The sequence below is a fragment of the Kitasatospora sp. NPDC004531 genome (assembly GCF_053602195.1).
The window spans coordinates 1-13,293 of sequence record NZ_JBSGDD010000133.1 but is presented as its reverse complement, the minus strand read 5'-3'; the positions used below and the strand labels follow the sequence as shown (position 1 = coordinate 13,293).

Below are 13,293 nucleotides of genomic sequence, written 5' to 3'. Positions count from 1 at the left end.
GGCCGTTGGGCGTGGCGGCGACGCCGACGGCGGTCACCGCCGCGTCCCGGCCCGGCAGCGGCGCCGACAGCAGGCCACGGCCGGGCGTCCACGCCTGGACGACGCCGTCCGCGCCGCCGCTGATCAGCAGCGGGTGCCCGCCGTGCGACGCGAGGTCCAGCGCCGTCACCGGCCCGTCGTGGAGTGCCGCGTCGGAACGCACCACCTCCGCCCCGTCCCGCTCGTCCAGCAGCAGGAGGCGCCCGGCCGCGTCACCTGCCGCCACCGCCCGCGGCTCCCCGCCGCGTACCGCGATCGCGGTGGCCCCGGCGTCCAGCGAGGCCAGCAGTTGCCGCACCGCCGCACCGGCCCCGGCGACCTCACCGCTGCGCCGCAGCACGTACGCACCGCCGTCGACACCGGTGGCCAGCGCGACGGCCGCCAGGTCGGCCGACGGGAGCGGCATCGTGCCGAGCGCCCGCCCGTCGGCCGCGTCGAGCAGCTCCAACTCCCGGCCGACCGCGACCGCGAGCTGCCCCGCGCCCGCCGCACCGTTGTTCCGGGCCAGCAGCCGCACCGCGTCGCCCCGCCGCCCGAACGCCCAGCGCACCCGCCAGTCCAGCCCGGCGAGCCGCGCGAACCGCTCCGCGAGCTCGCCGCCGCCGTCCTGCCCGGCCGTCCAGCAGTGCAGCGCCGCCGCCCGCTCCCGCGGATCCTCGGCGGCGGTGACCACCGGCCCGGCCGACCACCACGCCCGACGCGCCGACGCACCGTCGCCGCCACCGTCGTGCTCCAACGCCGGCCCCACCGCCGACGGATCGGCGTGCACCAGGACCGCCGGATCCGCCAGCAGGTCCGCCACCGGGGCCGAGGTCCGCACCGCGTGCCGCAGCACCAGCCCGAGCCGGTCGGCGTCCTTCGGGCCGGGCTGATCCGGCAGGACGTTCTGCCGGATCGACAGGTGGTCGAGCCCGTCGCGGGCGAGGCGCTCGGCGAAGGTGTCCGGCCAGATCCGGTACCGTCCGTCCGGATCGGCCGGCAGCAGCAGGTCGAGCGCCTGCTCCACCGCGAACGGGCCGAGGCTGCCGGGCAGTTCACCCCACAGCTCGGCGTCCAGCGGCCCGCGCACCGAGGCCAGCGTCACCACCGGCCCCTGGACGATCTCCGGCAGCGACTCCCACCAGGTCTCGGCCAGCGTCTCGGCCCGCCGCGCGAGCGAGGCACCCGCGTCCAGCAGGATGCCGTCGCCGGTCCGGGCGGCCAGCAGGGCCAGCGCGGGGGAGGGGTAGACCTCCGCCGGGAGCGGACGGTCCGCCAGGGACGAGGCCCAGCGGGTGAAGGCGTCCAGATCGGTCCACTGCGGCTGGTCCAGGTCGAGGACGGCCGCGGGCACGTCCAGCGCCGCCGCGGCCGGCGTGTCGGAGGCGCACTCCAGCACGATCCGCAGCCACGGCACCCGCAGCAGCGGCCGCAGCACCTCGGCGGCGATGCGCCGGGCCGCGTCCGGCAGCGAAGCCGCGCCCGCCCGGTCGAGGTCGGTCACCACCACGACCCGCGGCACCCCGTCGATCAGCGCCGCGACCAGCTCGTCCGGATCGCCCGCCGAGACGCCCAGCAGCCCGGCGAGCCGCCACACGAAGGTGTCCACGGTCGTCTCGGCGGCCGACAGCTGCACGTCGACCCGGCGGCCGGTGTGCGGGTTGTCCGGCGGGCACGCGGCGGTCAGCCAGCGCAGCAGGTGGCTGCGGCCGCTGCCGCTCGACCCGGCGACCCGGCACAGCCTGGGTGCCTGCTGATCCTCCAGCCACCCCAGCAGCGCCCGCCCGGCCGGGTGCCGGCCGGCGAGCAGCGGCGGCAGCGGCGCGGCGGCGTCCACGACGGCCCGCTCCGGCACCGGCGCGCCGTAGCGCGGATTGGCCCAGAACCGCAGCGGCACACCCCGGTCGTCCACCTGCCAGGCGCCCTCCACGGCGCCCACCGGCACCGGCCCGTCCGGATCGTGCCCCTCGTCGGCCCGGAACAGCCAGCCCCCGCGCGCCACCGCGTCCGCACACTGCTGCCGCGTCATCCGCGGATCCGGCCGGTACCCGTCCGGCGCGAGCGCGACCGGCCCCGCAGGCCCCGCCGCGTCCGACTCCCCGTCCGGGACGATCAGTTCGCTGGTCCAGTCCCCACTCATTACAGGCCTCCCCGTGACGCCCCGCTCACCCCCGAAAACAACGGGAGCCACCTTAGCGCGCGGCCCGGACCGCCGGTCAGGATCCGCCCCGGCCCCGTGCGCATCCGAAATGACGGACGATCAGAAGGCGCAACCAAAGCGACAGTTGCGGTCGTCCGTCCACGTATGAACGACAACACGATGGGACGACGGGGCCTGCTGCGGACGGCCGTCGCGGGAGCGGCCCTGCTGCCGATGGCCGGCGCGGGCGCCACCGCCGCGACCGCCGCCGAGAGCGGCGACCCGGAACCGGCCGGCAGCGGCACGGGCGGCGAGACGGTCTACACCTGGCTCGGCAACAGCGGCTGGCGGATCGACGGCAGCGGCCGGACCGTCCTCTTCGACCCCTACCTCACCCGCTTCCCGACCAACGGCTTCGACCCGAAGACGGGCCTGAAGAGCGTCCCCGAGCTGATCGACCCGCACATCGGCAAACCCGAACTGGTCCTCGTCAGCCACAGCCACTGGGACCACTTCAACGACGTCCCGCACATCGCCAAGACCCAGCCCGGCGTGCGCGTCGTCGGCACCGCCACCACCTGCTTCCTGCTCCGGGCGATGGGCGTGAAACCGGAGCAGCTGATCGTGGTCAAGGGCGGCGAGTACCTCGACTTCCACGGCATCACCGTCCAGGTGGCGGCCGCCCTGCACAGCCGCAACGCCAAGCACCAGTACTGGGCGCCCGGCACCCTCTCCGGCCCCACCACCACGGTGCCGGAGACCATCGCCGACCTCCCCGAGGGCGACACCCTCGCCTTCCAGGTCCGCATCGGCAACGGCCCGTCCGCCCTGCTGACCGGCGCCGCCGACCTGGTCGAACAGCACTACGCCGGCCTGAAACCGGACATCGCCATGCTGTCCGTGGAGAGCACCGCCCACAGCGTGTACCGCTACGTGCCGCGCTTCCTCAAGGCCCTCGACAACCCGCGCACGGTCATCCCCGTGCACTGGGACGACTTCGAGACCCCGCTCACCCAGCCCGCCGTCCACGACACCGGCATGGACCTGGACGGCACGATCAACCAGATCCGCGCCCTGTCCCCACTGACCCACGTCATCCGCCCCGAACACCTGGCCCCCCTCCGCCTGCGCGCCTGACCCACCCCTCGCGGTGCCCGCCGGGCACCGCGAGGACCCCGCAATCCGGCCCCGCATCGAAATCGAACGAGCCCCCGTCCCACGGTCAACTATGGTGTGCGGACGCCACCATGACACCACCAGGGGGAGCCCATGACCGAGGCCGCACACGCCCCGGAGACCGACCTGCCCGCCATCCCGGCCGCCATCACCACCGAACGCCTGACCCTGCGCCCGTTCACCGTGGCCGACACCGACGACCGCTACGCCTACCAGGCCCTGCCCGAGGTCGTCCGCTACCTCTACCGCCCCGCCCTCACCCGCGAAGGCTGCGAGACGTCCATCATCGAGCGCGGCGCCCACACCGGCTGGAGCGCCGACAACGACACCCTCCTGTGGGCCGTCTGCCGGACCGACCAGCCCGGCGTCCTCGGCGAGGTCGTCCTCATCCTCACCAACGCCCGCTCCCGCCAGGCCGAGATCGGCTGGGTCTTCAACCCCCGCTGCGCCGGCCAGGGCTACGCCACCGAAGCGGCCCGCGCCCTCGTCTCAACGGCCTTCCAGGCCTTGGGAGTCCACCGCGTCTACGCCCGCCTCGACGCCCTCAACACCCCCTCCGTCCGGGTCTGCGAGCGCCTCGGCATGCGCCTTGAGGCCCAGTTCGTCGAGAACGAACTCGACGGCGACCGCTGGGGCGACGAGCGCGTCTACGCCGTCCTCGCCCGCGAGTGGAACGCCTGACCGCCGCCCGCCGCCCGCAGGCCGCCGCCCGCAGGCCCGGCCCCGCCACCCCGGGGCCGGGCCGCGTCCACGCTCCCCCTACCTATCCGTGACGGATTCGCCCCACCCGATCCGCGACGTAGCGTCGTCGACACCACCCCGAACCCGAGCCCGGGAGCGTCACGATGCCCGCCTATGCCCTCGCCCAGGTCCACGCCGTCGAGTTCTGCCCCGACATCGCCGAATACCTCCGGCGCATCGACGCCACCCTCGACGCCTTCGGCGGACGCTTCCTCGTCCACCGCAACAACTTCGAGACCCTGGAAGGCAGTTGGGGCGACCAGGGCCTGATCCTGATCGAGTTCCCCGACCACCGGCAGGCCCACGCCTGGTACCGCTCACCCGCCTACCAGGACATCCTGCACCTGCGCACCCGCCACATGACCGCCGACGTGATCATCACCGAGGGCGTCCCCGCCGCCTACCGGGCCGAACACCGCCTCACCAAGCCCTGACCCCCACCGCCGCGCCCAAACACAGCGGTGCCCGGCGGGACGCCTCCCGCCGGGCACCGGATCCGAGGTGAGACCTCGGCTATCAGAACTGGGCGCCGGAGTCGGTCCCGGTGCCGGCAACACCCTCGTCACCCGCGAAGACGGCACCGGCGATGTGCTCGACGCCGTGCTCGGAGACGAAGGAGCCGATGAAGTCCTCACCCGCACCCGCCGGCCCCGCCACGAAGTCACCGTGCACGTAGTGGGCGCTCGGCTCCTCGTGCGCGGAGGCGAGCCCCGCGCAGCCGATCACGAGGGGGGCGGCGAGGGCGCCGAGGGCCAGAACACGCTGGACAGCACGCATGGGAAATCTCCTCCGAGTAGTTCGCTTCGGTGGCGGGGCCACTGTGTCCGCCCTGCCGATCATCAGATAGCCACGCGCTTCGGCGGCCCGCAAAGGGGCCTTGCGTCCGTGTGGCGCTGACTACCAGTCAGAAACCCTTGCGCCTGCGGGAGAGAACCGGATCCGAGGTTCACCCTTGGGGTGGTCGCCCACCGGGCGCAGGCCCTGCCCCTCCGCTGCCTGACGCACCATCAAAAACCACCACCGACACGGCAGGTGCATCGACCTTCCGACCCGCCGGCCCTTCTGCCCCGGTGCGCGGGCCGGGCCGGGCGGCCGCCGAACTCGCGGCGCTCGCGCGGTCGTCCTCCGTTCGAGCGGGTGGCGGCTCGGCAGACCGCCCAGGTGATCCGGTGACGGACACGAACCCTGCCCGGCAGCGCGCGGCCCCCGACGGGCGGACCGCGCCGTTTCCCTCCCCGCCGAACGTCCTGGCAGGGCAGTGCGTCCCGTCCCGGCCCGCAGGCAGGCCGAGGTGCCGGTGGCGGCCGGAATGCAGTGGACCGCGCGGCACCGCTCTTGTCGGGGGCCTTGGCCCCTGGCAGTCTTCCGGCGCGCGCCCTGCGGCGGCCGGATCCAGGCCCACAGGCCCGGCCGGCCCGACCCGTTGACTCTGCCCGATGGACGAACCGACAGGAGCACCCGCCATGCCGCGTACGACCTTCCGCGTGCCCCGTGCACTGCTCACCGCCACGGCGACAGCCGCCCTCGCCCTGGTCACCGCCCTCACTACGGCGAGCACCCCGGCCGCCGCCACCCCGGCCCCCCGAACCGGGGCCACCACGATCACCTCGGGCTTCTGGACCTGCTCCGTCCCGACCGGCTACACCTACACCTCCTCCCGCAGCTCCTACGCCTGCTCGGGAGGCAGCGGCTACCAGACCACCGAGTTCTACGCCGAACCGCCCGCCGACGGCCTCTGGGCCTGCGCCAACGCGCCCGGCTACACCTACACCGGCGTCGCGAGCAACTACGCCTGCTCCAGCGGCGGAAGCTACAAGACCAGCCAGTTCCTGCTCTACAAGCCCGTGACCGGCATGTGGGCCTGCTCCGTCCCGTCCGGATTCACCTACACGGCCAGCCAGCAGAACTACGCCTGCTCCGGCGGCGCCGGCTACACCACCACCCAATTCCTGCTGCGCGCCCTGTAGCCGCCGAGGGCCCCGGCAGGCCCTGCTTGGCGGCCGTCCGGCGAAACCACGACCCGCCCGAGGGGCGAACACCACCCGACCGCCCGGACGCCGCACCCGACGCTGCGCCCCGGCTTCGGGTGCGTGTCCGGGGCTGACGGCGTTCCTCGCCGCCGTGTTCGCGGTGCTCAGCGGGTGTTGTCGTGTGCGCTCATGTCGCCGGTGGCGGGGGTGCCGTGGGCGGGGCGGTACTGCAGGAAGACGGTGCCGGTGGCGGCGGTGGCGGGCGGCTGCAGCAGCGTCAGGTTCGTGGGCACCGTGCCCTCCTCGAAGATCTTCTTCCCGGTGCCGAGGAGGATCGGGTGGATCCACAGATCGAGCCGGTCGAAGAGCCGCTCGCGGAGCAGAGTCTGGACGAGATTCAGGCTGCCGACGACCTTCACGCGCTCGTGCCGTTCGCGGAGTTGTTGGACCGCGCGGGGCAGGTCGGGCCCGAGGAGGGACGATTCCTGCCAGGGCAGCGGGGGTGTGCCGTGGGAGGCGACGTATTTCGGGATGCGGTTGAAGAGCTCGGCGACCCACCCTTCCTTCTGGTGCGGCCAGTAGGACGCGAAGATGTCGTAGGTGCGGCGGCCCAGCAGGAGCGCGTCGGTCCCTTCGTAGGAGGCGGCGATCTGCGCACCGGTGGTGGCGTCGGCCAGCGGGGCCTGCCAACCGCCGAACGGGAATGATCCCGACGGATCCTCTTCGGGTCCGCCGGGGGCCTGGCCGACGAGGTCGAGGGTTGCGAACAGTTCGATGTGGATGGCGCCCATGTCTGTACTCCCGGTGAGAAGACGGTCGTTCCCTGTCGAGGTGTAGACGGGCCGGGGGCGTAAGACTCATCGCCACGCCGATGCCCTGCCGCCCGTCCGTGCACCGCGACGGCGCCCCAGAACCTCCGCACCGCACCCCACCCGCGCCGGAGTGGTCGTCGTCGCTGCCCACGTGAACGCCTGCCGTGCTCGACCTGCGCCTGTCCCTGTGACCGTCGTACGGCCGCCCGCGCCGGGCGGGGGCGGCGCGGGCGCCTCGGCGCACTCGCCGGCTCCCGCGACGGGGCGCGTCCCCAGGCGCAAGGGGACGTCCGCCCCGCGCTTCCATGGCCGCCCCCACCGCGGGCCTTGCCGACGCCCGCCCGCCTCGCGCCCCGTCGCCTCCCCGGCCCCCGCCGTCCCGACTTCGCCCGCTCGCTTCCATGTTGACGATTCGGCGGCTTGACGTCCGGTCATTCGCCCGGCCCGTCCCCATCTGCCCGTTTTGCTTCCGTTTTGCATTGGTCTCTGATCTTTCGTACGGTTTCATGCGTTCGGAGTAATTCGGCAGGCGGACGCGCCGTGGAAACGGTGTTGCGCCGTCCGGTCGACATGCGTTCCCCCGATCGGTCGACGAGGGTTGGCCGGGTGCGGGCAGCGTGGGGCCGTCTGTCCTGACAGGCAGGAGGGCCGGTAGCGATGGGTGGAGCGGACAGGCGGGCGGTGGTCGGGGAGTTCCTCGGGACGCTGCTGCTGGTGGTGCTGGCGGTGGGTGCGGCGGTGCTCGCGGGGGACTCGATCGGCTCGGTCGGGATCGCGTTGGCCTTCGGGTTCGTGTTGCTCGCGTTGGCGTACGCGCTCGGGCCGATCTCCGGTTGCCACGTGAATCCGGCGGTGACGCTCGGGTTCCTGCTGGCCCGTCGGATCGACGGGCGTACCGCGGTGTCGTACTGGATCGCGCAGGTGCTCGGCGCCGTGGCCGGTGCGGCTGTGGTCCTGCTGCTGGCCAGGCAGATACCGGGGCTGGAGACCCATGGGGGGCTCGGCAGCAACGGCTGGGGCGACCGTTCCCAGGTGCACATCAACGCCACCGGAGCGTTCCTGGTCGAGGTCGTCCTGACGTTCCTGCTGGTGTACGTGGTTCTGGCGGTCACCCACCGGCTGGCGGTGGTCGGTTTCGACGGGCTGCCGATCGGCATGGCCCTGGTCGTCGTGCACCTGGTGGGCATCCCGCTCACCGGCACCTCGGTCAACCCGGCCCGCAGCCTGGGCCCGGCGCTGTTCGCGGGCGGTGACGCACTGTCCCAGCTGTGGCTGTTCCTGCTCGCCCCGCTGGTCGGCGGCGCCCTGGCGGCGGCCGTGCACCTGCTGACCCACCCGCGCCCGAACGTCCCGGCAGCCGAAGCCCTGCTCACCGACGCGCGCGCGTAACCCCTGCACGCGAACGGCCGGAACCGCACCGCGGGTCCGGCCGTTCGCGCATCCGCCCCTCCGCCCCGCCTGCCGCTGCTGGACGGCACGCCGGGCGAAACCGGGACCCGCCGTGGGGCGCACACCGCCCGACCTCCTGGTCACCGCACCAGGCGCTGCGCCCCGACCCCGAGCGCCGCCGCCACTCCACGGCCCGTCCACCCGGACGGCACGACGCGCGAGCCCTTCCGCAGGGAACACCGAACTCCCTTACAGCACAGCAGAATTGCGCGGCCGCCCGCCCCGATGCCGACCCCACCCGCACACTGCCGCCTTCGTCTTTGCCGCGACGTCCGAGAGCTCCGCGCCCATGTCGAGTCGCGTGCCCGCGCGAGGCCCTTGCCGGCCCGCTGTCGGCCGTCCCGGCCCGCCCTTCGGATCGGCCGGCTGCGCAGGGGCCGCCCTCCTCCCGTCCGGTTCCGCTTGTAAGCTCGCACGGAGCAGCAGCTCGGAAGTTTCGGTGAAGGGGGACCCCCGGTGCGTGCCCGTCGGTGGATATCTGTGGTCGGTGGAGTCATCGCGCTGAGCGGCCCGACGGTCGCGTACGCCCGCGGGGGTGGCGGCAGCCACGGCTTCAGCGGCGGTGGCGGTTCGCACGGCTCGACCGGCGGCGGGGGCGGTGGTTTCGGGTTCGGCTACGGTTTCGGGTTCGGCTACGGCGGGGGCGGCGGGCTTCTGCCGCTGCTGGTGCTCGTGGCCATCGTCCTCCTGGTGCTGTGGCTCAGGCGTCGGCGCCGCAAGGCCCAGCAGGCAGCCGGTCTGAACACGGTCTCGGACCGCACGGCGCACCGCGCGGACGCCCAGGCCCGCGAGCGCGCCGCCCAGGTCGGCGCCCGTGTCGATGCCATCGCCGACACCGACGCGACCTTCGACCGTGCCGCGCTGGAACAGCGTGCCGTCTGGCTGTACACCACCGCCCAGCAGGCCTGGACCCGGCGCGACCACGCCACGCTGCAGCAGATCCTCTCCCCGGTGCTCTACGGCAAGTGGGCCGAGGAACTGCGCGACTACGACTCGCGCGGCGAGGTCAACGTCGTGGAGATCGTCTCCGGCCCGGTGGTCGAGCTGGTCGACGTCGCCAACCGCGCGGGCGAGGTGAACGACACCGTCACCTTCCGGATCACCGCGACCCTCAACGACTACGTCCGGCGCGTCCACGGGCCCGACGCCGTGCGCAAGGACGGCTCGACGCGGCCCGTCGAGTACTGGACGCTGCGCAAGAGCCCGGCGGGGGAGTGGATCGTGTCGTCGATCGAACAGGCGGCCGAGGGTGCGCACCACCTGACCGGCGCCATCGAGACGGACGGCTGGGACCAGAAGGAGGTCGCCCGCGAAGCGGTCCTCGAAGTGGCCGGCCGGAGCGCCGCCGCCCGAGGCGTGAGCGATGTCCTGTCGCTCACCAACATCTCCTGGACCACGGACGCGGACAGCGCCGCCGGCGACCTGAGCGTCCTGGACGGGCGTTTCGACCGGGCGGTCCTCGAAGTGGCCGTCGAGCGGTTCCTCGAAGAGTGGATCATGAACGACGGCAGCCTGGACTTCACCCCCGTGCGCACCGCCGACCGCACCGTCCTTCGCGACGCCGCCGTCACCGCGGTCACGGTGCGCTCCCTGGTCTCCCGCGACCCGATCGCCTTCCGCGTCTCGGCGGACGCCGAAGGCGTCTACTACGAGGTCGACCGCCGCACCGAGCAGGTGCTCCGCGGCGACGCCCACCGGCGCAGGCCGATCACCCTCTCCTTCGACCTCCGCCTCGACGACACCCCGACCGCCGCCTGGACCGTGACCGCCGCCCACGTCCAGTAGCCGGCCCCTGCGCCGTCAAGCCCCGCAGCCACCGAACCGCCCCGGCCGCCCCTACTGCGGGCCGCCGGGGCCGCGTGTTCCTCCGCCCCAGGAACGGCCCCGTCGCGAACGCCCGGCCGGCCGTCACCAGGGCCGTGACACCTTCAGCGCCCACGAGGGCCCGCCAGCCGCCGCCCTGCACCGGCCCGACCTCGCGCCGCCGCCGGTGGTCGCCCCCCGCACCGGCGAGCGACCCACAGCCGCAGGCCGGTTCGTGGCCGCGCCGGGGGCGGGCTCCTGCGACCGGCGACAGCGGCCTGCTGCGGGCGCCCAACCCACACCGCTCCGCACCGACGACGGCCACCGTCGGCGAACACCTCACCCGCGACCCCCGGCCCCGGACCGGCCCGTTCTCGCACCATCGCCCCGCAGCCATCGTCCTGTGCCGCGATAGCGTGTTCCTCATGCGCGCCGACGAGCACTCCTGGGACATCCTGCTGATCGGTGGCGCCTCCGGCGTCGGCAAAAGCCACGCCGCTGCCCGTCTCGCCGCCTCCCGTCGCGCCTTCACGGTCGAGTTCGACGATGTCGTCGCGGCCCTCCAGAGCGCCACCACCCCGGCCACCCATCCCGGGCTGCACCATTTCACGACCCCCTGGCCTCCCGGAGCCGAACCGGATGCCGACCGTGTTCTGGAGCTGCAGATCGCCACCGCCCAAGCCTTGGACGACGCCGTCCTCGGTGTCGTCCGCAACCGGCTGAGTGTCGACGTCCCCGCCGTCGTCGAAGGCGACTACCTCACCCCCCGCGCCGCCGCTCTCGCCGCCGCCGAGGCCGCCCGGCACTGTCGCCGCCTGCGCGCCGTGTTCCTCCACGAGGGCGACCCCGCCCGCATCGGGGCCAACTACGCCCAACGCGAGCCCGACGACGGCCCGCAGCCCGCCCGCGCCGAGGTCAGCGCCAGGTACTCCCACTGGCTCGCCGACCAGGCCCACGCCCACCGCCTGCCCGTCGTCGACTGTCACCCCCGCGCCACTTTCCCGCACCGCTTGGCCAAGGCTCTTGCCGCCTGCGTGGATGTCGCCGATCAGAGGAGTGGCGGGTCCTGTCCGCCCTGTGGCGACCCTGGTCCGGCACCCGTTTCCGTCGTGTAGCCGTGGGTGGGCGGGCCGGCTGTGCGAACGGTTCCCCGCTGCCTGCGCCGACGGACGCTGCCGTGCGGGTGGGGCAACGGGGCCTGTCCGCCTTGTGGCGGTTCCGGTCTGGTACCTGCTCCCGCCGCGTGGCGCGTCCATGGCCCGGTCGATCTGGCCGGGGTCGCATCGGGTGGCCGGATCGGGGGGTGTCGTCTGGGCACTCACACCGGCGGCGATCCACCGTGTGGCTTCGTTCACTTCTAGTGACAGCACTTATCGATGACTTTGGGCGGCACTTATCGATCAAGGAAGCCGTGAATGTTCACCAGTTATGGCGGCACCGGATGATGAGTGCGTGGCTGAACGGTGTGACTGGGCCTGGCTCGACGACGCTTCGGAGCAGGCGATGATCTCCTGGGCGTGTTGATCCCCGGGAGCGAGCGCCTCAACGGTTCGGCGGGCCTGCTTGGTCCGGTTTGTCTCGCAGAGCAGCCGGACCAGGCAGTAGTGGGCGTCGCGGTCGCCGTCTTCGGTGCGCTCGTAGAGCTCCGCTTCCATCCCTCGGCCACGAAGTGATCGGTTGAGCCGCCTGCGTGCGTGGACGTCAGTGCGGGCAAGATCCGATAGCTCTGTGATCCGTTCCGCGCAGGCGAGCAGGTCCATGTGCCACAGATGGTTGTTGTGGGCATAGTGGTCCACTGAGTAGCACTCGGCGTGGGCACTCACCAGGGCGATAGCCGTATCCCAGTCACCTGACTGCTCCGCTTTCTGGGCCCGCTCGAACCAAGTCATTGGATGAGTATCACCGAGCGTGGGCCGGCAATGATCAATCACGCCCGGGGAACTCGTAGGGCGGGGCCCGACGGTTCAGCTGGCGGTGTTCTCAGCTCGGGCTCGGGTGGAGGTGAGCCGGTAGGAGTCGGTGCCGGTTTCGATGACGGTGCCGGTCTACATTCCCACCCCCGAGGTCGGCGACGACACTGCCGTCGCGGGCCCGGTCGAGGTCTATGGCGCCGGCGAGGCGGTGGGGGCGGAGGCCGACGCCGAGATCGAAGCCTCCTCGTTCCGCGCGATCTGGCGGGTCCTGCGTGCCCTTGCCGCGCACGACGCCCGGGTCGTGGGCCGGATCACCGAGCTGCGCGCCCACCGCTCGCCGGGCGCCGCGCACACCACCGCGGCCACGGCCGCCGCCGGGGGCGAGGCCACCGAGGCCGGTGAGGGCGAGCAGCGGCCGGCGGGACCGGTGGAGTCGCCGGTCGAGTGGCTCAAGATCGACGCGAAGCAGCACGCGGCGAAGATCCTGCAGACCGTGAAGTTGCGGGCGTTCAACCCGCGTGCGGTCGAGTGGCAGCGGATGCACGCGGTCGCCGCCGCGTTCCGCCTCCAGCACGGCCATCTCGACCCCGCCGACAAGACGAAGCACGCGGAGTTGATCTCCTGGCTCGCCCGTCAGCGCCACCTGAACGGCCGGCACGTGCTCGACGCGGCCCGCGTCTCGGAGCTGGACGCGCTCGGCATGATCTGGTCGAAGAACGCGGGCGCCTGGGAACGCGGGGCCGCCTACGCGAAGGCGTTCCACCGCCGGCACGGCCACCTGGCGATCCCCGCCACCACCAGACTGGATGACTACGCGGTCGGCGCGTGGATGCGCCGCCAGCGCAAAGCCGCAGGCCTCACCAAGGACCAGGTAGCCGAGCTCGACGCCCTGGACGAGCTGTGGCGCCTGGAGCCGGACTGGAACCGCTCGTACCGTCGCCTGCTCGCCTGCCTCGCCGCCGGCGGCGCCCTCGACGGCCCCGCCAACCGCACCGGAGGCGCCGACGACCCGACGTTCCGCCCCGGCGCCTGGCTGCGCAAGCAGGCGAAGGCCCGCACCGACGGCAAGCTGACCGACCGGCAGACCGCGCTCCTGGACGCGCTCACCCGGCACGTCGGGACCGTCACCGGCTGACCCGCCCCGCCCGCCGGCTGTTCTCGTCGACCGCCGTTCACCGCCGCCCGGTCGGGGTCCGGTGGGTCGGGGCGTTGTTGCGGCGGCCGGCCCTGTGCTCGGGCTGCGCGGCGTCGGCCGGCTCGGCGGGTACCGG

General features: G+C 73.4%; 11 protein-coding genes and 1 pseudogene. 8 read left to right on the top strand and 4 right to left on the bottom strand.

Translation table 11 applies throughout. The annotated features are described in order from the left end of the window. Positions 1 to 2,158 (bottom strand): annotated as a pseudogene (locus ACWEMJ_RS31800) (hypothetical protein); the annotation flags it as partial. Between the two features lie 165 nt (positions 2,159 to 2,323). On the opposite strand from ACWEMJ_RS31800, the gene ACWEMJ_RS31795 reads away from it, so the two are divergent. From ACWEMJ_RS31795 to ACWEMJ_RS31785, 3 genes are all read left to right on the top strand, one after another. Further along, complete coding sequence (locus tag ACWEMJ_RS31795; RefSeq protein WP_452140601.1) at positions 2,324 to 3,295, top strand: MBL fold metallo-hydrolase; 972 nt, start codon at positions 2,324 to 2,326, stop codon at positions 3,293 to 3,295. Between the two features lie 132 nt (positions 3,296 to 3,427). After that, positions 3,428 to 4,015, top strand: a complete 588-nt coding sequence (locus tag ACWEMJ_RS31790) for a GNAT family N-acetyltransferase (protein WP_452140600.1) — start codon at positions 3,428 to 3,430, stop codon at positions 4,013 to 4,015. Positions 4,016 to 4,179: 164 nt separating this feature from the next. Then, complete coding sequence (locus ACWEMJ_RS31785; RefSeq protein ID WP_452140599.1) at positions 4,180 to 4,509, top strand: DUF1330 domain-containing protein; 330 nt, start codon at positions 4,180 to 4,182, stop codon at positions 4,507 to 4,509. 82 nt (positions 4,510 to 4,591) lie between these two features. Here the strand turns inward: ACWEMJ_RS31785 and ACWEMJ_RS31780 are convergent, their stop codons facing one another. After that, a complete protein-coding gene (locus ACWEMJ_RS31780; protein WP_452140598.1) occupies positions 4,592 to 4,852 on the bottom strand; it encodes a hypothetical protein in 261 nt (86 codons plus the stop codon). A gap of 686 nt (positions 4,853 to 5,538) precedes the next feature. On the opposite strand from ACWEMJ_RS31780, the gene ACWEMJ_RS31775 reads away from it, so the two are divergent. After that, positions 5,539 to 6,042, top strand: a complete 504-nt coding sequence (locus ACWEMJ_RS31775; protein WP_452140597.1) for a hypothetical protein — start codon at positions 5,539 to 5,541, stop codon at positions 6,040 to 6,042. A gap of 167 nt (positions 6,043 to 6,209) precedes the next feature. On the opposite strand, the gene ACWEMJ_RS31770 is transcribed toward ACWEMJ_RS31775, so the two are convergent. Continuing rightward, positions 6,210 to 6,836, bottom strand: a complete 627-nt coding sequence (locus ACWEMJ_RS31770; protein WP_452140596.1) for a dihydrofolate reductase family protein — start codon at positions 6,834 to 6,836, stop codon at positions 6,210 to 6,212. Between the two features lie 678 nt (positions 6,837 to 7,514). Here ACWEMJ_RS31770 and ACWEMJ_RS31765 point away from each other — a divergent pair. The 3 genes from ACWEMJ_RS31765 to ACWEMJ_RS31755 all read left to right on the top strand — a co-directional run bounded on the left by ACWEMJ_RS31765 (position 7,515) and on the right by ACWEMJ_RS31755 (position 11,224). Further along, positions 7,515 to 8,246: an MIP family channel protein gene (locus ACWEMJ_RS31765; protein WP_452140595.1), complete on the top strand. Its 732-nt coding sequence runs from the start codon at positions 7,515 to 7,517 to the stop codon at positions 8,244 to 8,246. A gap of 540 nt (positions 8,247 to 8,786) precedes the next feature. Then, entirely contained in the window at positions 8,787 to 10,091 is a 1,305-nt protein-coding gene (locus ACWEMJ_RS31760) for a Tim44 domain-containing protein (protein ID WP_452140594.1), read from the top strand. A gap of 443 nt (positions 10,092 to 10,534) precedes the next feature. Beyond that, complete coding sequence (locus tag ACWEMJ_RS31755) at positions 10,535 to 11,224, top strand: AAA family ATPase (protein WP_452140593.1); 690 nt, start codon at positions 10,535 to 10,537, stop codon at positions 11,222 to 11,224. A gap of 285 nt (positions 11,225 to 11,509) precedes the next feature. Here the strand turns inward: ACWEMJ_RS31755 and ACWEMJ_RS31750 are convergent, their stop codons facing one another. Next, complete coding sequence (locus tag ACWEMJ_RS31750; RefSeq protein ID WP_452140592.1) at positions 11,510 to 11,998, bottom strand: hypothetical protein; 489 nt, start codon at positions 11,996 to 11,998, stop codon at positions 11,510 to 11,512. 130 nt (positions 11,999 to 12,128) lie between these two features. Here ACWEMJ_RS31750 and ACWEMJ_RS31745 point away from each other — a divergent pair, with 130 nt between their 5' ends. Further along, entirely contained in the window at positions 12,129 to 13,157 is a 1,029-nt protein-coding gene (locus tag ACWEMJ_RS31745; RefSeq protein WP_452140591.1) for a helicase associated domain-containing protein, read from the top strand. Positions 13,158 to 13,293: the final 136 nt, after the last annotated feature.